The organism is Bordetella petrii (genome assembly GCF_017356245.1).
Classification (GTDB): Bacteria; Pseudomonadota; Gammaproteobacteria; order Burkholderiales; family Burkholderiaceae_B; genus Bordetella_A; species Bordetella_A petrii_D.
The window spans coordinates 517,556-539,414 of record NZ_JAFMZZ010000004.1 but is presented as its reverse complement, the minus strand read 5'-3'; the positions used below and the strand labels follow the sequence as shown (position 1 = coordinate 539,414).

At 67.9% G+C, this 21,859-nt stretch carries 22 protein-coding genes and 1 tRNA gene; 15 read left to right on the top strand and 8 right to left on the bottom strand.

The window, feature by feature from the left end:
* Positions 1 to 159 precede the first annotated feature (159 nt).
* Together J2P76_RS20695 and J2P76_RS20690 are read left to right on the top strand one after the other, a co-directional pair.
* Positions 160 to 717, top strand: a complete 558-nt coding sequence (locus J2P76_RS20695) for an isochorismatase family protein (RefSeq protein ID WP_207409723.1) — start codon at positions 160 to 162, stop codon at positions 715 to 717.
* 38 nt (positions 718 to 755) lie between these two features.
* Positions 756 to 1,394 carry a VOC family protein gene (locus J2P76_RS20690; RefSeq protein WP_207409722.1) on the top strand — a complete coding sequence of 213 codons (639 nt, stop codon included), beginning with the start codon at positions 756 to 758 and terminating at the stop codon, positions 1,392 to 1,394.
* Positions 1,395 to 1,406: 12 nt separating this feature from the next.
* Here the strand turns inward: J2P76_RS20690 and J2P76_RS20685 are convergent, their stop codons facing one another.
* The 3 genes from J2P76_RS20685 to J2P76_RS20675 all read right to left on the bottom strand — a co-directional run bounded on the left by J2P76_RS20685 (position 1,407) and on the right by J2P76_RS20675 (position 3,663).
* A complete protein-coding gene (locus tag J2P76_RS20685) occupies positions 1,407 to 2,666 on the bottom strand; it encodes an MFS transporter (protein ID WP_207409721.1) in 1,260 nt (419 codons plus the stop codon).
* A 138-nt stretch (positions 2,667 to 2,804) separates the two neighbouring features.
* A complete protein-coding gene (locus tag J2P76_RS20680; RefSeq protein ID WP_207409720.1) occupies positions 2,805 to 3,332 on the bottom strand; it encodes an SRPBCC family protein in 528 nt (175 codons plus the stop codon).
* Positions 3,325 to 3,663, bottom strand: coding sequence for an ArsR/SmtB family transcription factor (locus tag J2P76_RS20675; protein WP_207409719.1), 339 nt, complete (start codon positions 3,661 to 3,663; stop codon positions 3,325 to 3,327). The genes J2P76_RS20680 and J2P76_RS20675 overlap by 8 nt, the downstream gene beginning before the upstream one ends.
* 192 nt (positions 3,664 to 3,855) lie before the next feature.
* Between J2P76_RS20675 and J2P76_RS20670 the strand changes: the two genes are divergently transcribed.
* Both J2P76_RS20670 and J2P76_RS20665 read left to right on the top strand, forming a co-directional pair.
* Positions 3,856 to 5,214 carry an MmgE/PrpD family protein gene (locus tag J2P76_RS20670; RefSeq protein WP_207409718.1) on the top strand — a complete coding sequence of 453 codons (1,359 nt, stop codon included), beginning with the start codon at positions 3,856 to 3,858 and terminating at the stop codon, positions 5,212 to 5,214.
* A gap of 34 nt (positions 5,215 to 5,248) precedes the next feature.
* The gene (locus J2P76_RS20665) at positions 5,249 to 6,256 is read left to right on the top strand and encodes an ABC transporter substrate-binding protein (protein ID WP_207409717.1); all 1,008 of its coding nucleotides are present in this window, start codon (positions 5,249 to 5,251) and stop codon (positions 6,254 to 6,256) included.
* Positions 6,257 to 6,283: 27 nt separating this feature from the next.
* Here J2P76_RS20665 and J2P76_RS20660 read toward each other — a convergent pair whose 3' ends face one another.
* Positions 6,284 to 7,312 carry an asparaginase gene (locus J2P76_RS20660; protein WP_207409716.1) on the bottom strand — a complete coding sequence of 343 codons (1,029 nt, stop codon included), beginning with the start codon at positions 7,310 to 7,312 and terminating at the stop codon, positions 6,284 to 6,286.
* 55 nt (positions 7,313 to 7,367) lie between these two features.
* On the bottom strand, positions 7,368 to 9,017 hold the full coding sequence (locus J2P76_RS20655; RefSeq protein ID WP_207409715.1) for a thiamine pyrophosphate-dependent enzyme: 1,650 nt from the start codon (positions 9,015 to 9,017) through the stop codon (positions 7,368 to 7,370).
* Positions 9,018 to 9,177: 160 nt separating this feature from the next.
* Here J2P76_RS20655 and J2P76_RS20650 point away from each other — a divergent pair, with 160 nt between their 5' ends.
* Positions 9,178 to 10,116 (top strand): LysR substrate-binding domain-containing protein, encoded by a 939-nt coding sequence (locus J2P76_RS20650; protein WP_207409714.1) that lies wholly within the window; start codon positions 9,178 to 9,180, stop codon positions 10,114 to 10,116.
* A 158-nt stretch (positions 10,117 to 10,274) separates the two neighbouring features.
* Positions 10,275 to 11,240, top strand: a complete 966-nt coding sequence (locus tag J2P76_RS20645) for a Bug family tripartite tricarboxylate transporter substrate binding protein (protein WP_207409713.1) — start codon at positions 10,275 to 10,277, stop codon at positions 11,238 to 11,240.
* Positions 11,241 to 11,251: 11 nt separating this feature from the next.
* On the opposite strand, the gene J2P76_RS20640 is transcribed toward J2P76_RS20645, so the two are convergent.
* Positions 11,252 to 12,544, bottom strand: coding sequence for a phospholipase A (locus J2P76_RS20640; protein WP_242697631.1), 1,293 nt, complete (start codon positions 12,542 to 12,544; stop codon positions 11,252 to 11,254).
* 106 nt (positions 12,545 to 12,650) lie between these two features.
* Positions 12,651 to 14,153 (bottom strand): L-piperidine-6-carboxylate dehydrogenase, encoded by a 1,503-nt coding sequence (gene amaB / locus J2P76_RS20635; RefSeq protein WP_207409711.1) that lies wholly within the window; start codon positions 14,151 to 14,153, stop codon positions 12,651 to 12,653.
* 135 nt (positions 14,154 to 14,288) lie between these two features.
* Between amaB and J2P76_RS20630 the strand changes: the two genes are divergently transcribed.
* The 7 genes from J2P76_RS20630 to J2P76_RS20600 all read left to right on the top strand — a co-directional run bounded on the left by J2P76_RS20630 (position 14,289) and on the right by J2P76_RS20600 (position 19,387).
* On the top strand, positions 14,289 to 15,038 hold the full coding sequence (locus tag J2P76_RS20630) for an amino acid ABC transporter ATP-binding protein (RefSeq protein ID WP_278253192.1): 750 nt from the start codon (positions 14,289 to 14,291) through the stop codon (positions 15,036 to 15,038).
* A gap of 111 nt (positions 15,039 to 15,149) precedes the next feature.
* Positions 15,150 to 15,941, top strand: coding sequence for an ABC transporter substrate-binding protein (locus J2P76_RS20625; RefSeq protein ID WP_207409710.1), 792 nt, complete (start codon positions 15,150 to 15,152; stop codon positions 15,939 to 15,941).
* Positions 15,942 to 15,956: 15 nt separating this feature from the next.
* Positions 15,957 to 16,649, top strand: coding sequence for an amino acid ABC transporter permease (locus J2P76_RS20620; RefSeq protein WP_207409709.1), 693 nt, complete (start codon positions 15,957 to 15,959; stop codon positions 16,647 to 16,649).
* Between the two features lie 2 nt (positions 16,650 to 16,651).
* Positions 16,652 to 17,341, top strand: a complete 690-nt coding sequence (locus J2P76_RS20615) for an amino acid ABC transporter permease (protein ID WP_207409708.1) — start codon at positions 16,652 to 16,654, stop codon at positions 17,339 to 17,341.
* Between the two features lie 23 nt (positions 17,342 to 17,364).
* Positions 17,365 to 18,654 carry an NAD(P)/FAD-dependent oxidoreductase gene (locus J2P76_RS20610; protein WP_207409707.1) on the top strand — a complete coding sequence of 430 codons (1,290 nt, stop codon included), beginning with the start codon at positions 17,365 to 17,367 and terminating at the stop codon, positions 18,652 to 18,654.
* An 11-nt stretch (positions 18,655 to 18,665) separates the two neighbouring features.
* Complete coding sequence (locus J2P76_RS20605) at positions 18,666 to 19,250, top strand: helix-turn-helix domain-containing protein (RefSeq protein ID WP_207409706.1); 585 nt, start codon at positions 18,666 to 18,668, stop codon at positions 19,248 to 19,250.
* Positions 19,251 to 19,313: 63 nt separating this feature from the next.
* A tRNA-Arg gene (locus J2P76_RS20600) sits at positions 19,314 to 19,387 on the top strand.
* A gap of 62 nt (positions 19,388 to 19,449) precedes the next feature.
* On the opposite strand, the gene J2P76_RS20595 is transcribed toward J2P76_RS20600, so the two are convergent.
* Positions 19,450 to 19,929, bottom strand: a complete 480-nt coding sequence (locus J2P76_RS20595) for a hypothetical protein (RefSeq protein ID WP_207409705.1) — start codon at positions 19,927 to 19,929, stop codon at positions 19,450 to 19,452.
* 125 nt (positions 19,930 to 20,054) lie between these two features.
* Here J2P76_RS20595 and J2P76_RS20590 point away from each other — a divergent pair, with 125 nt between their 5' ends.
* Positions 20,055 to 21,404: a class-II fumarase/aspartase family protein gene (locus J2P76_RS20590; protein WP_207409704.1), complete on the top strand. Its 1,350-nt coding sequence runs from the start codon at positions 20,055 to 20,057 to the stop codon at positions 21,402 to 21,404.
* 65 nt (positions 21,405 to 21,469) lie between these two features.
* A complete protein-coding gene (locus J2P76_RS20585; protein ID WP_207409703.1) occupies positions 21,470 to 21,847 on the top strand; it encodes a hypothetical protein in 378 nt (125 codons plus the stop codon).
* Positions 21,848 to 21,859: the final 12 nt, after the last annotated feature.

Here is a 21,859-nt window from a genome sequence, read left to right as displayed (position 1 = left end):
CCGCCAGATGCCTGACACCGCACGACTGAGACGGCTGCCGCACACCGCGGTGTCAGGCACCTGCGGAGCCTGACCCCTGGATCACCTCGATCACGGAACGGCTGCTTGTGCGCGCCGCGCCGTCGTGGGTAGACTGGCTGCTTTCGCCTGGAGGCCGCCATGTCGTGCGCACTGCTGGTCGTGGATGTGCAAGAAGCCCTGTTCCGCCCGCAGCCCCGGCCCGCCGACGCCGACGCCACCGTGGCGCGCATCAATGCCCTGGCGGCGCGGGCCCGCCGCGCGGGCGCCGCTGTGATCCATATCCAGCACAATGCCGGCGGCACCGAGCTGGCGCACGGCAGCGCCGGCTGGCAGCTGTACGGCGGGCTGGAGCGCCTGGCGGGCGATCATGCCGTGGACAAGACCACGGCCGATGCCTTTTTGCGCACCGGCCTGGCGGCCCTGCTCGGGCAGCTGCAGGTGTCGCGCGTGGTGGTGTGCGGGTACGCCACCGAATTCTGCGTGGATACCACGGTGCGGCAAGCGGCCGCGCGCGGCTATGAAGTCGTGCTGGCCGCCGACGCGCACACTACCCACGACAAGCCGCACGCGAATGCCGCGGCCATCCGCACGCATCACAACATGACCTTGCCCGCCATATCCAGTTTCGGGCCGCGCATCGCGGCCATACCGGCCGGCCAGATCGTGTTCGGCGCGGCGCCTGCCCAGGCAGGGTAGACTGGCCGCTTTCCTTGCGCATCCCTGCCGGAGGCCGCATGCAAGCCTTGCTGGATCATATTGCCGTCGCGGCGCCGAACCTGGCCGCCGGCGCCGATTTTGTCGAACACGCGCTGGGGGTGCGGCCGCAGCCCGGTGGAGCGCATCCCCGCATGGGCACGCACAATCTGCTGCTGCGCCTGGGCGAATCCACCTATCTGGAAGTCATCGCCCGCGATCCCGCCGCGCCGGCGCCGTCGCGCCCGCGCTGGTTCGAACTGGACCGCCTGGCTCCGGATTCGCCGCCGCGCCTGGCAACCTGGGTGGCGCGCACCGATGATATCGCCGCGGCGGCCGGGGCCTGCGGCACGGCCGGGCAGATCGAGCCCATGACCCGCGGCGCGTTGTCGTGGCGCATTACCATTCCGCCCGACGGCAGCCTGCCCGCCGGCGGGGCCGCGCCCACGCTGATCCAGTGGGACGCCGCGCCGCATCCCGCCGCGAAGCTGGACGACCTGGGCTGCCATCTGGAAGCGCTGCAGGTCTTCCACTCTGATCCGGACGGCATCCGGGCCATGCTGGACGCCATCGCCTTCGATGGGCCGGTCGAGGTCCATGCCTTGCCGACCGGCGAGGCGCCGCGCCTGCTGGCGCGCATCCGCACGCCGCAGGGGCTGCGCACATTGCCGGCCGGCTGATGCGCCGGGCGCTCAGTGCGCCAGGCGCGCCGGCGCCATCAGGGTGAAACCCTGCAGCGGCAGGCGCAGCGAGATCAGCGCCGCCAGCAACAATATGGTGCCGGCGCTGCCGAAGGCCACCCAGTGCGTGCCGAAGGTTTCGTAGCCCCAGCCGCCCAGCCACGAACTGATCATGGCGCCCACCTGGTGGCCCAGATAGGCGCAGCCGTACAGCACGCCTACCAGGCGCACGCCGTACACGTCGGCCAGGATGGCCGACGACATGGCGATGCTGCCGGACCAGACCACGCCGCCGATGGCCGCGGCCAGGTACAGTTCCCAATGCGTGCCGACCAGCAGCAGGGCGAAGAAGCCCAGGCCGCGGATCAGGTAGATGGCGGCCAGGATCTTGCGGCGCGGCAGCACGTCGGACACCCGGCCCAGCACCAGCGTGCTGAAAATAGCCACCAGCCCGATCAGGCCGATGCCCAGCGAACTGGTGGTGGCGTCGAAGCCGTGGTCCATCAGCATGGGCATGCCATGCGTGCCCAGCAGGTTCATGCTGAAACCACAGGCGAACAGCCCCAGGGTGATCTTCCAGAACGGCGCCGTGCGCGTGGCTTCGCGGAACGCCAGGCTTTCGGGCGGCGCGGCGGTGCGGCCTGCCGGCCTGGCAGCAATCTGCTCGGGCGTCAGGTCGGTGTGCGGCGGGGCCTGGTCGCGCATCACGAACACGGCCATCGGCACGGTCAGCACGGTGAACAGCACGGCGAAGCCCAGCAAGGTGGTTTGCCAGGTGGTGGATTCGACGGCGTAGGTCAGCGCCGGCGTCATCACGGCAATGCCCGCCATCGAGCCGGTGGACAGGAAGAACAGCGCCATGCCGCGCCGGCGCGTGAACCAGCGGGTGAGCAGGGGCGTCAGGGCGACCGGGCTGGTGAAGGCCAGCCCCACCGACATCAGCACGCCGAAGGCCAGCAGGAAGCTGACCGGATCGCGCGCGTTGACCGTCCAGATGATGGAAACGACCACGATCGCGGTGCCCAGCAGCAGTACGAAGCGGGTGCCGCGGCGCGCCACCAGGATGCCCGCCACCGGCATGCCCAGGCCATAGCACAGCATGCCGATGGCCACGATGCCCGACAGCAGGCTGCGGCTGAAGCCCAGGTCTTGCGCCATGGGCAGGAAGAAAGGCCCGACCCCCATGCGCATGCCCACCGTCAGCAGCGTCAGCAGCGTGGCCGCCGCCACGATGTTCCACCCGAAATACCAGCCCTTCTGTGTGCCAGCCAACTTCGTCTCCGTATCTTGTCAGGCGGGCGCCTTGATGGCGGGCGCCCAGGCGGAGATTGTCGATGATTTCGGGGCGCCGCGCTCGCGGGGTGTACGGTCAGCGAACAGGCACGGCGGGCCCGCGGCGGCACGGCTTGTTCAGATGCCGAATTGCTTCTCGTATTCGGCCTTCAGGCGCGGCCACTCGAATTTCATGGCTTCGCCGCCGACAATGCGCCCGATGGGGGCGCCGGCCAGCAGCCGGTCGAGCACGTCCAGGCAGATATGCCAGCCGGCCGCGCCCATAGCGATGAAGCCGCGGTCGATGTTGTGCCAGAGCGTAAGGCGCGTGCCTTCGCCCAGCGGTTCGAGGGTCCAGCGCAGGTGGTTGCCGCTCCAGTCATATTCCAGCAGGCTGGGCGCTTCGGCCCGTGTTACCTGGGTGTCCGAGGTTTGCGGCGTTGGCGCTCCCACTGTGGAAAGCCGGGCGGGGCCCACCGCGCCCAGGCTGCGGTCGGCGTCGAACGGCGCCCATTCGCGCAGGCTGGCCGGGTCGGTCAGCGCTTTCCATACTTGTTCCGGCGGATGGCGCAGTTCGCGCGTGACGATAAGCGTCCATTTTTCGGCGTCTTTGCGGATTTGCGCGCCGGCGGCAGCGCCGGGCAGGTACTGGTTGCGGTCATTCATGCTTCTTGCCCCTTTGTGGCGGTACGGGATTTACTTGGTCCAGGTGGCGCTCCAGCGCGTCGAAACGGGCCGCCCAGAACTGGCGGAACGGCGCGAGCCAGGCATCGATCTCTAACAACGGTTCGGGCCTGATGCGGTACAGGCGCCGCTGCGCGTCGACCCGCGCCTCGACGAACCCGGCTTCGCGCAGCACCCGCAGGTGCTTGGAAACCGAGGGTTGTGAAAGATTCAGCCGGGTTTCGATATCGCCCACCGACTGCTCGGATGCGGCAAGCAGGCTGAGGATGGCGCGGCGGTTCGGCTCGGCGATGATGGCGAATGCGGATTCCATGCCCTATATATACTCAATAAGGCATATACGCGTCAAGGCATTTATCAGTGCGCTTTTCTTTGATATCGTCATACAATATTATTGACAGATAGCAATACCGGTTCGTATCATCCGCCGTACCGGGCCGCCTTTTCAGGGCGGCATGCCCTTATCAGCCGGCGTCCAGATCGGCTTTCACGGAGACAAGCAGCCATGGGCGGCACCGATACCCGCAATCTGACGCGCCAGCTGGCCGACTATGTGGTCGACACCCGCCTGGAAGACATTCCCGACGATGCGCGCAAGGAAGCGCGGCGCGCCCTGGTGAATTTCATGGGCTGCGCGCTGGGCGGCAGCCGCCACGAAGCCATGGACATCACGCTGGCCGCGCTGGGGCCCTATGCCGGCCCGCCCACGGCGCGCGTGCTGGGCCGCGCCGAACATACCGATCCGCTGCTGGCCGCGCTGCTCAATGGCATCAGTTCGCACGTGCACGATTACGACGACACTACGCCCAGCAACTACATCCATCCCACATCGCCGGTGGCCTCGGCGCTGTTCGCGTATGCCAGCATGCACGCCGTGCACGGCGCCGACCTCGAGCTCGCTTATGCGCTGGGCTACGAAACGGTCACGCGCATCGGCAATGCCACTTATCCCGCGCACTACCAGGCGGGCTGGCACAGCACCGGCTCGATCGGCGTGTTCGGCGCGGCCGTCGCGATCGGCAAGCTGCTGGGCCTGGACGCCCGGCAGATGGTGTGGGCCATAGGCCTGGCCGCCACGCAATCGGCCGGACTGCGCGAGATGTTCGGCTCGATGGCCAAGTCATTCCATCCCGGCCGATCGGCCCAAAGCGGCTATATCGCGGCCCTGCTGGCGCAGCGCGGCTTCACCGCGGGCGCGCATGCGCTCGAAGGGCCGCGCGGCTTCGCGGCGGTCGAGGCCGCCGACTACGACCTGGCCATGGTCAGCGAGGGCCTGGGCCGCCAGTACCATTTTCACCAGAACACCTACAAGCCGTTTCCGTGCGGCATCGTCATCCATCCCACCATCGACGCCTGCATCCAGCTGCGCCGCTCGCACCAGATCGACGCCGGCCATATCGCCGCGGTGCGCCTGCGCGTGGCGCCGCTGGTGCGCGACCTGTGCGACAAGAAACAGATCGCCACCGGGCTGGAAGGCAAGTTCTCGGTGTATCACGCGGCGTCCATCGGGCTGGTGCGCGGCAAGGCGGGTCTGGCCGAGTTCACCGACGAAGCCGTCAATGACCCGCTGATGCGCCAGGTGCGTGAGCGGGTCCAGGCCGAGGCCGACCCGTCCATGCCGGAAGACAGCGTGCACGTCGAGGTCTCGATGCAGGACGGCAAGACCCACACCCTGATGCTGGAGCATTCGCTGGGCAATCTGCAGCGGCCCCTCAGCGATGCCCAGCTTGAAGACAAGTTCCGCGACCAGGCCACCATGCTGCCCGCGACGCAAGTCGAGGCCCTGATCGCGGCATGCTGGCAGCTAGAGCGCATCGACGATGTGCGCAAGTTGGTGACGCTGGCAGTTCCCAGGGCGGGATAGCCCCATACCAGGCAGCACCCCCAAGGAGGAGACCATGAGAACAATTACCACCGTACTGTTGCTGGCCTTGGCGATGGCTCTGCCGCCGGCCGCGCGCGCCGAGGTCAGCGAGCTGCGCATTCCGCTGGGCGCCGGCGGTTTCGGATTCCTGCCCCTGTATATGATGCAGAAGCACAAGCTGATCGAGCAGCAGGCCGAAAAAGCGGGCGTCAAGGTGACGGTCGACTGGGCCAGGCTGGGCGGCCCGTCGGCAATGATCGATGCGCTGCTGTCGGGCTCGGCGCATTTCGTATCGGCTGGCCCGCCGTCGTTCCTGATCCTGTGGGACCGCACCAAGGGCAGCAGCGACGTCAAGGGCGTGGCGGCAATGAGTTCGATGCCCATGTTCCTGAACACCCGCGCCGCGCATCTGAAGTCTATCGACGATCTCAAGCAGGGCGACAAGATCGGCGTCACGTCGGTGAAGTCGTCGATTCCATCGATCATCATGCAGATGTACGCCGTCCAGAAGTACGGCAAGGACCAGGCCTTCCGCTTTGATCCGTACACGGTCACCATGGGGCATGCCGACGCCGCGGCCGCGCTGCTGTCCGGCAGCAGCAATATCACCGCGCACTATGCCTCGCCGCCGCTGGCCCAGCTCGAGCAGCACACCCCGGGCATCCGCAGCATCATGAATTCCGATGATGTGATGGGCGGGTCCACCACCTTTACCATGGTGTCCACCACCACGCGCTTCGCCAAGGAAAACCCGAAGGTCTACGCCGCCTTCGTGGCCGCGCTGAAGCAGGCGCAGGACATGATCAAGGCCGACAAGCGAGCGGCGGCGCAGGTGCTGATCGACTCGATGGGCGGCGGCAAGACTTTCAGCATCGACGACATGGTCCACATCCTGGATGATCCGGCCACCAAGTACACCACCACGCCCGAGCACGTGATGAAGTACGCGCAGTTCATGAACGACATCGGTTCGTTGAAGCACCGGCCCGCGTCCATCCGCGACCTGTTCTTCGACTACGGCGCGATTGCCGAAGGCAATTAAGGCAAGCCGGCTTGGCGCCGCCGCGGCTCAGTGGCGGCGCAGTTCGAAAGCGGGCCGGATCTGGCCGGTGCGCAGACCGGCCGCGTTGCGGATATCGGGCCGGGCCCATTCCCGCAGCGTGTCCAGCCGCGAGGCCGGCAGGCCAAGCTGCCGCAGGGTTTCGATGGCCGCGGCATGCACGGTTGCCATGTTGCCGTCCGACATCTTCACCGCGATGCCCAGGCCCTGTGCGCACAGGCCCATGCCCTGCACGCCGTCGGCGCCGGTCTTGGCGACCAGTTCGCCCGGCAGCGCGCCCATCAGCGCCAGGTCGGACCGCCCCGAGCCGGACACCAGCCGCGGATGCGCCATCATGGCCTGCCGCAGCGTGTGCAGCGCGGCTGCGGCGCCGGCATCGCCAGCCTGGGCGGCGGCCAGCCGGGCATAGCCGGTGGCCAGCGCCGACAGCGGCAGGGCGTAGGTGGGCGCCGAGCATCCGTCGATACCCGCGCGCAGCGCGTCGGCCGGGATGGCGCACGCCTGCGCCAGTTCGCCGCGCACGGCGGCTTGCAGCGGATGGGCGGCGGACAGGTAATCGTGGCGCGTCAACCCGTGCTGGGCGCAATAGGCCAGGAAGCCGGCATGCTTGCCCGAGCAATTGTGGTGCAGCGTGGTGGGCTGGAAGCCGGCCGGCGCCTGCGCGCCGCCGGGCATGCTGAACACAATCGGCATGTGGCACCCGCACTGCAATTCGTCCGGCCGGCAGCCCGCCTTGTCCAAAAGGCCGGCAACGATTTCGGTGTGCGCGGTTTCGCCCGAATGGCTGGCGCACAGCAGCGCGATTTGCTCGGAACGCAGGCCGAAGTGCGCGGCGCCGCCGGCGCGCATGAAGGGCAGCGCCTGGAACGGCTTGAGTGACGAGCGCGCAAAGGTCAGCGTGTCCGGGTCGCCCGCGCTGGCCACCAGCCGGCCGGTCGGGTCGACCACGGCAATCGACCCGAAATGCTGGCATTCCACGATGTCGCGGGCGGCCTCGGCGCCGCCGCGCGTGCGCTCGACCAACAGGGTATGGGGCATGGTTCGCTCTGCAAGAATGCGTCGGCTCACAGTGTAGTGGCACCACCCGGCGCGTTCAGCCGGCCGGCGCCGGCCCCGTGTCCGGCAGGATGGCCGCCAGGCTGCTGCGCACCTCGATGAACCGCGGCCCATCGGCGCGCAGGCCCGCGGCGATGGCCGCGTCGACCTGCCCGGCATGCTCGACGCGGCTCGACGCCATGCCGAACGCCGCGGCCAGGGCCGGAAAATCGGGATTGGACAGCGAGGTGCCGCTGACGCGGCCGGGGTACTGGCGTTCCTGGTGCAGGCGGATCGAGCCGTAGCTGGCATTGTTGGACACGATGAACAGGATCGGCAGCTGGCGCTCTACCGCGGCGATCATTTCATTGCCGGTCATCAGGAAGCCGCCGTCGCCCACCAGGCAGATGGTCTTGCGGCCGGGATGGCGCAGGGCGCTGGCGACGGCGGCCGGCGTGCCGTAGCCCATGGCGCCCGACAGCGGCGTCATCAGCCGCTGGCTGCCGCGGAACGGAAAATGGCGGTACACCGGCGCGGCGAAGGTGCCGGCGTCCAGGCAGACGATGGCGTCGTCGGGCGCCTGCTCGGCCAGGCTGCGCACCACCAGGTTGAAGTCGACGCCATCGGACGGCTGGCCCGCCACCCAGGCGGCGCGCTGCGTGTGCCGGCTGCGCAGTTCGGCGGCCCACTCGGGATCGCGATCAGGCCGGGCCGGCGCGTCGGCGGCCAGTTGCCGCAGCAGCGCCGCCGGGTCGCACACCAGGCCGTGGTCGGCTGCGAAATTCAGGCCCACGATATGCGGGTCCGGATAGCAGTGCAGCAGTTGCTGGCTGGCTTGCGGCAGGTCCGGAAAGGCATAGCCCTGCGTGGGCACGTCGCCCAGGCGCGTGCCCAGCGCCAGGATCAGGTCGCTGCGCCGCAGGGCGTCGATCTGCTCGGGCGGGTTGGCCAGGCCGAGTTCGCCCGCGTACAGGGCGTCGTCATTGGGGTACAGGTCGTGGCGCCGGAACGAAACGGCCACGGGTATCTGCCAGGCCTGCGCGAACGCACGCAGCGCCTCGCGGCCGCCCGGCTGCTCCAGTGCGCCGCCCGCCACGATCAGCGGCCGCCGCGCCTGGTTCAGCTGCTGCCGCACGGCCTCCAGTTGCGGGGCCGACGGCAGCGTGGCGGCGTGCGGCGTGGCGCGCCAGGCGGGCTGCGCGGCTTCCTGCTGCTGGATGTCTTCGGGAATCACCAGCACCACCGGCCCGGGCGTGCCGGTGGTGGCCAGGCGGATCGCCTTGAAGGCCGCCTCGGCCAGCTGGCCGGGGTCCGTGGGCTCGAACACCCATTTGGCGATGTCGCCGAACATCTTCTGGCAGTCGATTTCCTGGAACGCCTCGCGGCGCAGGTCGCGCTTGGGGATCTGGCCCACCACGACGATCAGCGGCACCGCATCCTGCTGGGCGGTGTGGATGGCGATCGCGGCATTGCTGACGCCGGGCCCGCGGCTGACCATCACGACGCCGGGCCGGCCGGTCAGCCGCCCGTCGGCCACCGCCATGTAGCCCGCGCCGCTTTCATGGCGGCAGACCACTGTGTCGATTTCGGGAAAATCCACCAGGGCGTCCAGAATGCCAAGATAGCTTTCGCCGGGAACCAGGAAAACCCGGTCCAGGCCGTTGATGTGGAAGATCTTGAGCAGGGCGTGTGCAGAGGTGTGCTTCATGCGTGGGGCGTGCGGGCAGGGGTGGGCCGCCAGGGGCGGCGGCATGGGGAGCTTGGCGGTATTCTGGTAGGCTGCCGCGTCGGCATCAATGATGCGGTGCCTATATCAGCTATGCGGGCCGGGCATGGGCCGCCCGCGCCTGCCAGGGAGGGCATGGGCCGTGGACCTGAAGCGCCTGGAATACTTTTTGTCGGTGGCCGAGCACGGCAGCTTTTCGCGCGCCGCCAGTGTCATCGGCGTGGCGCAGCCGGCGCTGGGCCGCCAGGTGCAGCGCCTGGAAGAAGCCTGCGGCACGCGGTTGTTCTATCGGCACGGGCGCGGCGTCTCGCTGACCCGCGAAGGCGAGGTCTATGCGCAGCGTATCCGGCCGCTGCTGCAGCAGCTGGGCGCCGCGGCGGCCGACCTGGCGGCCGGCACCACGCCGCTGGCCGGCGTGGTCACGGTGGGGCTCACGCCCACTGTGATGTCGCTGATCGGCCTGCCGCTGCTGCAGCGCATGCGCGCCATTGCGCCGGGCGTGAAGGTCAACTTTCTTACCGGCTACAGCGGCTACGTGCACGAATGGCTGGTCGACGGCCGGCTGGATGTGGCCATTCTGCACGACGCCCGCCGTTCGCGGCACATCGCCGTCGATTACCTGGCCAGCGCGCGGCTGTTTCTGGTGTCGCACCCCCAGCGCGCGCGCGAAGCCGGCATCCTGGGCCGCGCCAGCGTGCCGGTCAGCCGCCTGGCCGCGCTGCCGCTGGCCCTGCCGAGCCGCACGCACGGATTGCGGCGTACCCTGGAAGCCGCCGCCACGCGCGCGCGGCGAGTACTCGAACCCGACTACGAGCTCGACACCCTGGCGCTGATGAAGGACGTGGTGCTGGCCGGCGTGGCCCATACCGTGCTGGCCATGCCGGCGGTGGCCGCCGAGGCTCGCGCCGGCGCGGTGGTCACCGCGCCCTTGTCGCCGCGCCTGGAAACCCGCCTGATGGTGGCCACCTCGCTCAACCAGCCCCTGACCCAGGCCGGCCGCGCCGTGCTGGGCGAGATCCGCCCGGTGCTGGTAGAGGCCATCCGCTGCAGCGAGCTGCCCCTGCATATCCAGGTCGGCTGATGCGCAGCGTTCGCGCGGCGGCCAGATAGAACAAAACGGCATAGCTGATACAAGCGCGCGGCCATCGGCATCGCGGCGCCGGATCGGAATAATGGCATGGCCTTGCGCGGCTGCCGCCGGCCGCCGCGCCGCCCATACCTATATCCACGGAGACAGCCATGAACCGCCTGGCCCGCGCAGCCTTGTCGCTTTGTTTTTGCCTGGGAACCGCGGCGCACGCCGCCGGTTTTCCCGACCGGCCCATTACGCTGGTCGTGCCGGTAGCGGCCGGCGGCACCATGGACATCGCCGGCCGCGTGCTGGGCCAGCACCTGAAAGACGTGCTGGGGCAGACGGTGGTGGTAGAAAACCGGCCCGGCGGCAGCGGCAATATCGCCTACACCCAGGTGGCGCGGGCCGAGCCCGACGGCTACACGGTGCTGTTCTCGTACGAAGGTTTCCATACCGGCAGCCCGGCGCTGTCCACCAACCAGGGCTGGGATCCGGTCAAGAGCTTCACGCCCATCGGCGAAGTGTTCCGCGGCCCGCATGTCATCCTGGTGCCGAAGAACGCGCCGGCGCAGACCCTGGGCGAACTGATCGCTCAGGCCAAGGCGCAGCCAGGCAAGCTCAACTACGCCTCGTCGGGCGTGGGCTCCATCCAGCACCTGGGCGCGGAACAGTTCAAGCAGCTGACGGGCACCGACATCATGCACGTGCCGTACAACGGCGCGGCGCCCGCCATGAAAGACCTGATCGCCGGCCGGGTGCAGCTGTTCATTACCACGCCGCCCAGCGCCATCGGCCACCTGAAGGCCGGCACCATCCGCGCCCTTGCCATCACCAGCAAAAAGCGCCATCCCATGCTGCCCGACGTGCCCACCACCGCCGAGGCCGGACTGCCGGAATTCACGCTCGAGGCCTGGTTCTCGCTGTTCGGCCCGGCCGGCATGCCCGACGCGGTGCGCGACAAGCTGTCACAGGCGCTGCAGACGGTGGTGCAGTCGCCCGGGTTCGCCGCGCAGATCAATGAACTGGGCGCCTATGCCAGCTACCAGCCGCCCGCCGAACTGGCGCGCATCGTGCAGGACGGGCTGGCGCACTGGTCGGCGGTCGTGAAAGCCGCCGGCGTGGCGGCCAACTGAGCGCGGCGGCCTCAGGGCACCAGCGACAGGCCGATGCGGAACTGCGATTCGTTGCGCTGGTTGTAGCCCAGCAGGGTCTCGCCGTAGCCGTTGAAGTACTGCAGGTGCAGGTAGCCGTTCATGTTCAGCCAGGTGCGCCGCAGCGGCCAGGCGAAATCCAGCTGCGTGGTGCGGTGGCGGCTGGCGCCCTGCCGGTACATGGCCGAGATCACCGCGCCGTCGTCCTGCGCCCAGCGCAGGTTCCAGTCCACATACCCGGCATAGTCGGCGTAGTCGGTGTTTTCGTCTTCCACGGCGAAATAGGCCCGGACCTTGGGGGCGAATGTCAGCGTGCTGCCGCTGTCGAAACGGTAGTTGATGGCCGGCTGCACGTAGGCATCGTTCAGCGAGCGCGAATCATCGCCGCTCTTGCCGTTGGACATGTGCTCGACCCCGGTATTCAGGCCCAGGCGCCAGTTCTGGCTGGGCGAGGTCCACATGTTGTCGGACAGCCAGAACACGCTGGGATTGAAGGTGGTGTCGATGAACGGCATCGAATCGCCCTCCAGGTCCCACAGCGAGGTCTGGGTGTAGCCCACGTAGAAATTTTCGCCGAAGGTGGGTTTGCGGCCGCCCGGCGGGTTGAACAGCCGGTACTTGGCGCTGATCTGGAAGCGCGCGGTCGTGCCGCCGCGCGTGCCCACGTCGAAATAAATGGGCTGGTATTCGGACAGTGCGCCGCGGAATGCATCGAAGGCCGTGGGTTTGGCCTGCCATTGCGCCTGGGCGGCATCGGTGGGGGCAGGGCCGGCGTTGAGCGCGGCGCCGGTGGCCTCGACTTCCGCCACGGGCACCGGCTGGCCGGTGCGGGCGTCGATCACGGGGCCCTGCGCCGGCGTGCTGGCCAGGGTGCCGCTTTCACGGCCGGTGACGTCCAGCGCCATCATGGTGGGTTCGCCTTCGATGGACAGCGCCTGCAGCCCGCGTGCCTGTTGCGGCACCACGGTGCTCCACGCGACCCGGGCAAAATTGTTCACCGGGATGTTCAGGGCGGCCTGCGGGCTGGCCAGCGTGGCCAGGCTGCGGACGATGGCGCCGTCGGCGCCGCGCCATTGCACCACCAGCTGGTTGGGCGGCTGCCACTGCGTGCCCGCGTCGCCGTCGTTGAAATACACCGCCTGTATCTGTACGGTTTCGCCCGGCGCGGCGGCGGGCCGTTCCAGCTGGTAAGTAATGCCGGCGGCGGCCGGCATGGCGGCGCCCAGCAGCGCGGCCAGCAGCAGGGCGCGCAACGGGGAAGGCAGGGGGGCGGTATGCGAAAACATGGGCAAGCGAGGGTAAATGGCGACGACGCACTGTAGCACCGCCGCCGGGGCCGCCTGCAACCGCATGTAAACCATTACGTCATGGTGCGCGCTTGCACCGGGCGCGTCATTGCCCGAACTTGATGCCCTGGGCCAGCGGCAGTTCGCGCGAGTAGTTGATGGTGTTGGTGGCGCGCCGCATGTAGTTCTTCCAGGCATCCGAACCCGATTCGCGGCCGCCGCCGGTTTCTTTTTCGCCGCCGAACGCGCCGCCGATCTCGGCGCCCGAGGTGCCGATGTTGACGTTGGCGATGCCGCAGTCCGAGCCCGCCGCCGACAGGAAGGTTTCGGCTTCGCGCAGGTCGTTGGTGAATATTGCCGACGACAGCCCCTGCGGCACGCCGTTGTGCATGGCCAGGGCCTGCTCAAAATCGCCGTAGCGCATCACATACAGAATGGGCGCGAAGGTTTCGTGGCATACCACGTCGGTCTGGCCCGGCATTTCGACAATGGCGGGACGCACATACCAGGCGTCGGGGTACTGGTCCTGCAACACGCGTTCGCCGCCGGTGACGCTGCCGCCCTGTTCGCGCGCGGCCTGCAGGGCCTGCTGCATGGCATCGAAGGCGGCGCGGTCGATCAGCGGGCCCACCAGGGTGGCGCTGTCCAGCGGATTGCCGATGCTTGCGCTGGCGTAGGCGGTGCGCAGGCGCGCCAGCAGGTCGTCGGCCGCGCTTTCGTGCACGATCAGCCGGCGCGTGCTGGTGCAGCGCTGGCCGGCCGTGCCGATGGCGCCGAACACGATGCCGCGCGCCGCCATGTCCAGGTCGGCGCTGGGCGCCACGATGATGGCGTTGTTGCCGCCCAGTTCCAGCAGTACGCGGCCGAAGCGCTGCGCGACCCGCGGCCCCACCTGCCGGCCCATGCGGGTCGAGCCGGTGGCCGACACCAGCGCCACGTCGTGCGAATCGACCAGCACCTCGCCCACCTGCCGGCCGCCGATCAGCACTTCCAGCAGGCCGGCCGGCGCATCGCCGAACTGCTGCACGGCCTGTGCGAACAACGCCTGGCAGGCCAGCGCCGTCAGGGGGGTTTTCTCGGACGGCTTCCAGACCACGGCGTTGCCGCACACCAGGGCCAGCGCGGTGTTCCACGACCACACCGCAACCGGGAAATTGAATGCGCTGATGACGCCGACCACGCCCAGCGGGTGCCAGGTTTCCATCATGCGGTGGCCAGGGCGCTCGGAGGCGATGGTCAGGCCGTACAGCTGGCGCGACAGGCCCAGCGCGAAATCGCAGATGTCGATCATTTCCTGCACTTCGCCTTCGCCTTCGGCCAGGATCTTGCCCGCCTCGAGCGACACCAGCCGCCCCAGCTCCTGCTTGTGGCGCCGCAGCGTATCGCCGAACAGCCGCACCAGCTCGCCGCGGCGCGGCGCCGGCACCAGCCGCCAGGCCTGGCTGGCCTGGCGCGCGCGGGTGATCGCCGCATGCGCCTGCGCCACGCTGTGTTCGGCCACCTGGGCCAGCCGCGCGCCGTCGATGGGGCTGTGCGCCGCCAGCGTGCCGCCCCGCAGGGCGGCCTCGCCCAGGCCCAGGGCGCGCAGAATGTCTTGGGGGGTATTCATCGGTACTCTCCTTGGGGCGGCAACAGTGGCGCGTGCATCGAGCGTTAGGGAAATGCCTAGGTGGAATTCCGGCAGAAAAATTTACTATACGAAACTCTGACGCCAAATGCGAAATCTTTTTGAGATTGCAGCCCCATGCCGGATCCTTTGGTCGTTGTCGAAGCGGTACACAAGACCTTCCACCGCGAAGGCCAGCCGCCGCATGCGGCCCTTACCGACATCCATTGCCGCATCGAACGCGGCGAAGTGCTGGTGGTAGTGGGGCCGTCGGGCTCGGGCAAGAGCACGCTGCTGCGCACCCTGAACGGCCTGGAGTCCATCGACGCCGGCGACATACGCATCGATGGCGTGTCGATCGGCGATTCCGCCACTGACCTGAACCTCTGGCGCACCGAGGTCGGCATGGTGTTCCAGCATTTCAACCTGTTCCAGCACCGCACCGCGCTCGACAACGTGGCGTTGCCGCAGCGCGTGGTGCGCAAGCGCAATCGCGCCGAAGCCGAGCGCTATGCCCACGCCCTGCTCGAGCGCGTCGGCATGGCCGATTTCGGCGCCCGCTATCCCAGCCAGTTGTCTGGCGGCCAGCAGCAGCGCGTGGCCATTGCCCGCGCGCTGGCCATGGATCCGAAGCTGATGCTGTTCGACGAAGCCACGTCGGCGCTCGATCCGGAAACCGTGGGCGGCATCCTGGACCTGATGCGCGAGCTGGCGGGCGACGGCATGACCATGGCGGTGGTCACCCATGAAATGGGCTTCGCGCGCGACGTGGCCGACCGCGCCCTGTTCATGGACGGCGGACGCATCATCGAAGAAGGCAGCCCCGACACGCTGTTCCGGCACCCCAGCCACGCGCGCACGCAGGCCTTCCTGGAAAAGATTCTGTAGCACCCGCGCGTGCCCCGCGCGCGCGGCCTCGCAGTCGTTGTGGTGGTACCGGCAATACCGTCCGGCCTCGTTCGGCCCGGCGGCTTCACATCGTTAAAGAGGATTCTCAACATGCAGAAAATCAAACAATGGCTGGGCGTCGCAGCGCTGGCCCTGACGGCTGCCTGCGTCACCACGGCCGCCCGCGCGGATGCGCTGTCGGACATCCTCAAGCGCGGCGAATTCCGCGTGGCCGTGCAGACCTCGGGCCCGCTGATGAGCTTCATGGACAAGTCGGGCAAGCGCACCGGGCTGGCTGTGGAACTGGCGCGTCGCATGGCCGACGACCTGGGCGTGAAACTGGTGCTGCAGGACTACGAATGGAAAGGCCTGATCCCGGCGCTGCTGTCCGGCAAGGCCGACATGGTGGCCGCCGACATGACGCCCACGCCGCAGCGGGCCGCCCAGATCCTGTTCTCGGCCCCCATGTTCTACGCCGAGACCGTGGCCGTGGTGCCCAAGGACTCGCCCTATAAAAGCTACACCGACCTGAACAAGGGCGACGTCACCATCGGCGCGCTGGGCGCCAGCACCTACGCCGAGGTCGCGCGCAAGATGCTGCCCGAGGCCAAGCTGAAAGAGTTTTCGGGCGGCAGCGCCCCGGTCGGCCAGGCGATCTCCAGCGGCCGGCTCGACGCCGGCATCATGTCGCTGAGCACGGCCAACCAGTTCCTGGCCGATTTCGGCAACCTGCGCGTGCTCGACGGCATCATGGTGCGCGAGCCGCTGGCCTTCGCGGTGGCCCCCGACGCCTATCGCCTGAAATTCTGGCTGGACAACTGGCGCGAGCTGCGCACGGCCGACAATTCGCTGCCCGAAGCCGTCAAGTACTGGTATTCCACCGATTGGAAGAAAGAGCATTGACGGCGGCCTGAGCCCATGAATTGGCTGATCGACTACTACAACTGGCGCATCGTCGGCCAGTACGCGGGCCAGTTCGCCGACGGGCTGGCCAACACGCTGGTGGCCGCCGGGGTCAGCCTGGTGTGCTCGGTGGCGCTGGGCGTGCTGGTGGCGCTGGCGCGCATGGCGCGCCGGGCGCCGGTGTGGCGGCTGGCGGCGGGGTACATCCAGTTCATCCGCGCCACGCCCCTGCTGGTGCAGATCTACCTGGTGTACTACGCGCTGCCGTATTTCATTCCGGCGGCCAAGTCCTGGAGCGAGCTGATCCTGGGCATCGTCGCGATGACGCTGCACCATACGGCGTACATGAGCGAGATCGTGCGCGTGGGCATCCAGTCGGTGCCGCGTGGCCAGATCGAGGGCGCCAAGGCGGTCGGCATGGGTTTCCGGCAGCGCCTGCGCTACGTGGTGCTGCCGCAGGCATTCGCCAACACCTTGCCGCCGCTGCTGGGCCAGACGGCGGTGCTGATCAAGGACACATCGCTGTTGTCGCTGATCGCCGTATTCGAGCTGGTGGCCGCGGGCGTGCTGATGAACAGCGAGCGCATCGTGCCCAATGAAAGCTTCCTGACCATCGCGGCCGGGTACTTGCTGATCTACGCCTGCATGCTGGGCCTGTCGCGCCTGGTAGGCCTGTGGCTGGCGGGGCCGGCCTGGAACGCGAGGTAGCCATGCTGAACGAATACTGGTCCACCGCGGTGACCGTCATGCCCTTTCTGCTGAAAGGTTTTCTGGAAACGCTGAAGATCTCGTTCCTGGCCATTATCGCGGGCTCGACGCTGGGCTTCCTGATCGGCGTGATACGCAGCTACCGCATCCGCGTGGTGCACCAGCTGCTGGGGCTGTACATCCACATGCTGCGCGGCACGCCGTTCCTGGTGCAGCTGTACGTGTTCTATTTCGTGCTGCCCAGCAGCGGCATGGCCTGGCTGGAATGGGATTCGGACACGGCGGCCTTCGTGTCGCTGTCGGTGTATACGTCCAGCTACGTGGCCGAGATCGTCATGAACGCCATCCTGGCTGTGCCGCGCGGCCAGGTCGAGGGCGCCATGACGCTGGGGCTGCGGCCGCTGCAGGCCCTGCGGCTGGTGGTGCTGCCCCAGGCCATGCGCCTGATCGTGCAGCCCATGAGCGGCGTATACGTCATGCTGATCAAGAGCACCGCCATTCTGTCGGTGGTGGGCATTACCGAACTGACGCGCCAGGGAGAGGTGTTCATGATCACCTATCCCAGCAAGTCGCTGTTCATCTATGCCCTGATCGCGCTCATCTATTTCATATACTGCTATCCCTTGTTGCGCCTGGCCAACTGGGTTGAAAAACGCGTCGCCGGATCGCTGGCGCCGGCGTCCCTGGCCTAGGGCCTGTCTGCTTCCATGCCATCATGGCTTCCGAGTACATCGACACGTTTTACAAGCGCACGCTGGGCGCTGCGCAAACCCGCTACGGCGCGCTGGCCGGACCCGCCAGCACCGACATCTGCATCGTCGGCGGCGGGCTGGCCGGGCTGACGGCCGCGCTGGAACTGGCCCGCCGCGGCCGCCAGGTCACCCTGCTGGAAGCGTGCCGGGTGGGGTGGGGCGCTTCCGGCCGCAACGGCGGCTCGGTGTCGCCGGCCTTCTCGGCCGGCGCCGACCTGATCCGCCGGCGCGTGGGGCAGGCGGGCTACGAGGGCCTGTACCGCCTGTCCATCGAAGGCGTGGATATCATCCGCGACAACATCCGCGACCTGGGCATCGCGGATGCGCGCAAAGTCGACGGCCGCCTGCGCGTACTGCGCTACGACGACGCAGCTTCGCTGCGCGCCTATTGCGACGAACAGCGCCGGTTCGGCCGGCAGGTCCGGCTGCTGCAGCGCGACGAGGTGCGCGAACTGCTGCGTTCCGACGCGTACTTCCAGGGCGTGTACGATCCGGACTCGTTCCATTTCCACCCGCTTAACTACGCCCTGGCGCTGGCGCGCGAATGCGCGCGGCTGGGGGTGCGCATCCATGAAGATTCGCCGGTGCGTTCGGCCAGCCTGGCCGGCGCGGCGAAGCGCCTGACCACCCCGGAGGGCTCGGTCGAGGCGCAGACCGTGGTTTTCTGCACCGGGGGCTATACCGACGGCCTGGTGCCCGCATTGCGCCGCGCCATGCTGCCCATCGCCACCTACATCATGCTGACCGAGCCGCTGGGCGAGCGCGTGCGCGAGGCCATCCGCACCGACGCCGCCATTGGCGACACGCGCCGGGCCGGCAACTATTACCGCGTGGTCGAGGGCGGGCGCATCAGCTGGGGCAGCCACATCACCACCCGCATCGACGACCCGCCCGACCTGGCCGAGTCGCTGCGCGCCGAATTGCTGTCGGTGTATCCGCAACTGGCCGGGGTGCGGGTCGAGGTGGCCTGGTCGGGCCGCATGGCTTACGCCCGCCATCTGATGCCGCAGATCGGCCAGCTGCAGCCCGGGGCGTGGTACTGCACCGCGTTCGGCGGCCATGGCATGAACACCACAGCCATCGGCGGCCGCGTGGTGGCCGAAGGCATATGCGGCGACAGCGAGCGCTATCGCCAGTTCGCGCCCTTCGGGCTGGACTGGAACGGCGGCCCGCTGGGCACCGCCGCCGTGCAGCTGACCTACTGGTCGTACCAGGCGCGCGACCGGCTGCGCGAGCGCCGTTCGCGTGCGTGAAGGACACCATCATGCCCACCACCAAGCAGAGCGCGCTGGCGCAACGGCTGCGCGACCTGCGCAGGGCGCGCGACTGGACCCTGAAACAGGCCGCCCAGGCCACCGGCGTGGCGGCGTCCACCCTGTCCAAGATCGAGAACGGGCTGCTGTCGCCCACCTATGACAACCTGCTGAAGATCGCCGCCGGCCTGGAACTGGACGTGGCCGAGCTGTTCATGCCGCCGCAGGACCACATGGGCACCGGCCGCCGCTCGATCAACCAGCTGGGCGAGGGCCGCTCGTACGAAACCCCGTACTACGACCACCGGCTGCTGTGCAATGCGTTGTCGCACAAGCGCATGATGCCGTTCTACACGCGGGTCAAGGCCCGTTCATTCGGCGAGTTCCACGACTGGAGCCGCCACCGGGGCGAAGAATTCGTCTACGTGCTCAGCGGCGAAATCGAGCTGCACACCGAGTTCTACCAGCCCGCCCGCCTGGCGGCCGGCGAAAGCTTCTATATCGACAGCCGCATGGGCCACCGGGTCATCAGCCTGAGCCAGGACGACGCCATGGTCCTGTGGGTGTCGACGGCGGCCGAACTCGAAGAGCAGTAAGCCGTGCCGGGCTGCCCGGCACGGTACAATTGCCGCGCGCTATCATACGCACAGTTTTTCAATGTCGCGGTAGCTCAACTGGATAGAGCAGCGGCCTTCTAAGCCGCAGGTTACGGGTTCGATTCCTGTCCGCGACGCACACGACTTGCGCCTGGCCATACGCCAACCGCTCGGCGCGAGGCCAGGCGCGCGTCCGGTGCTATGGCTCTTCGCTTTTCGACGGCGAAACAGGCGACAGCCACCAATAGTTGGCCGCCAGCAAGGCCACGAAAGCCAGCACGCAAAAAAGAATATCCAGCACGCCGGCATCGGGCTTGAGCATCTTGCGCGCGACCACGAATGCCAGCAATTCCAGAATGGCGCGCAGATCGTGCGTGACGAGCGTACGGGCAAGCTCTATGGCAATCACCGCCAGCAATATGCGGTAAATCAGCTCGTAGAATGTTTCTGACTGCTGCCAGTCCATGGCGGCCAGGGGCGGCACGCTATGAATGGTGAACACGACAACGCCTGCCAGGATCGCCACCGCAAATAGTCGCTCGATCCCTGTCGCTACTTTTTTGTAGTAGTGCGGTATTCGATAGCCCGTATTCATGACAGAGACCCGTGTGCTGAGTGTTTTCTTGCCATCGTGCGTGCGCCGAGCCTCGATTTTGTGCCTGGCATCGGCAAATGGCAAGGGTCCGCATGAGTGCGCCTTGCTGGCGGCCGGGTGCGCGGTTCAGCATGGCTGCGATATCCTGATTGACAATAAATATGTATGTACTTAATATAAAGTACGTACATTTTAATGCGCCCCATGCCATGCCCGTCTCCGTGATCGAATCCTCCATTTTCAAAGACATGTTCGGCACCGCCGCGATGCGCGCCGTATTCGACGACGCGGCCACGCTGCGCCGCTACGTCGAGACCGAGGTGGCGCTGGCGCGGGTGCAGGCCGGCCTGGGCATCATCCCGCGGCCGGCGGCGGATGCCATTGCCGCCCGCGCCGACGCATCGCGCCTGGACCTGGACGTACTCAAGGCCGAGACCGAGATAGTGGGCTATCCCATCCTGCCGCTGGTGCGCCAGCTGGCCCGGATGTGCGGGCCCGAGGGCGAATACCTGCACTGGGGCGCCACCACGCAAGACATCATGGATACGGCGACGGTGTTGCAGGTGCGCGACGCGCTGGCCCTGGTCGAGGCCGACCTGGCAGAGCTGGACGGCATACTCGACGCGCTGGCGCAGCGCTATCGCGACACGCCGATGGCGGGCCGCACCCATCTGCAGCATGCCCTGCCCATCACCTTCGGGTACAAGGCCGCAGTGTGGCTCCTGATGGTGCGCCGCCATCGCGAGCGCCTGACGCAGTTGCGTCCGCGGGTGCTGGTGGGCCAGTTCGGCGGCGCGGCCGGCACGCTGGCCTCGCTGGGCGGGCAGGGGCTGGCAGTGCACGAGGCGCTGATGCGCGAGCTGGGCCTGCACAGCGCGCCGGTCACCTGGCACGTGGCGCGCGACGGCCTGGCCGAGGCCGTGCAGTTTCTGGGCCTGGTCACCGGCTCGCTGGGCAAGATCGCGCTGGACATCATGCTGATGATGACCAACGAGCTCGCCGAGGCCTTCGAGCCTTTCGTCAAGAGCCGCGGCGCCTCCAGCACCATGCCGCAGAAGCGCAACCCGATTTCGTGCGAACTGATGCTGAGCGCTTCCAAGACGGTGCGCCAGCACGCCGGCCTGGCGCTGGACGCCATGGTGCAGGACTTCGAACGGGCCACCGGACCCTGGCACATCGAGTGGTCGGCCATTCCCGAATCCTTTGTGCTGACCGCCGGCGCGCTGCGGCAGGCGAAGTTCATGCTGGGCGGCCTCGAGGTCGACACGCAGCGCATGCGCCGCAACCTGGACCTGACCGGCGGCCTGATCGTGTCCGAGGCGGTGATGATGGGCCTGGCCCCGCACCTGGGGCGCCAGGTCGCTCACGATGTGGTCTATGACGCGTGCCGCGAGGCCATGGCCGAACGCCGTCCGCTGGCCGATGTGCTGGCTGGCGAGCCGCGCATCGCGGCCCACCTGGACCGCGCCGCCATCGACCGGCTGTGCGATCCCGCCAACTACCTGGGCGCGGCGCCGCAGATGGTGGACCGCATGCGCGGTTTCGGCCTGCAGTCATGAACGGAGAGGGGGCCGGCAGGGTTATCATACGCAGGCCTCATCAAGCCCTCGTACAAGGACCATTCATGAAAACGCAACGTGCTCTACTGACAGGCGGTGTGCTGCTGGCCTTTTCCATTACGGCGCAGGCCGCGGGCATGGCCTTCATGAATCATTCCATCATTGCCAGCATTCCCAAGAAAGACCTGCCCAGCTTCAGCGCGGCGGTCAACGAAACCCTGGAAAGCCAGCCCGACGGCGTCAGCACGACCTGGACGGGCTCGCAGCCGCGGCGCGGCCAGCCGATCAAGGTCAAGATGACCGTAGAGCACACCACCGAAACCCAGAAGGCCAACAAGTGCCGCCAGCTCGACGCCGTGGTCAGCCAGGACGCCGCTTCCGAGAACTGGTCGTTCTGGTTCTGCAAGCAGGATTCGGGGCAGTGGAAGGCCAGCCGCAACTAAGCAGCTGACCCG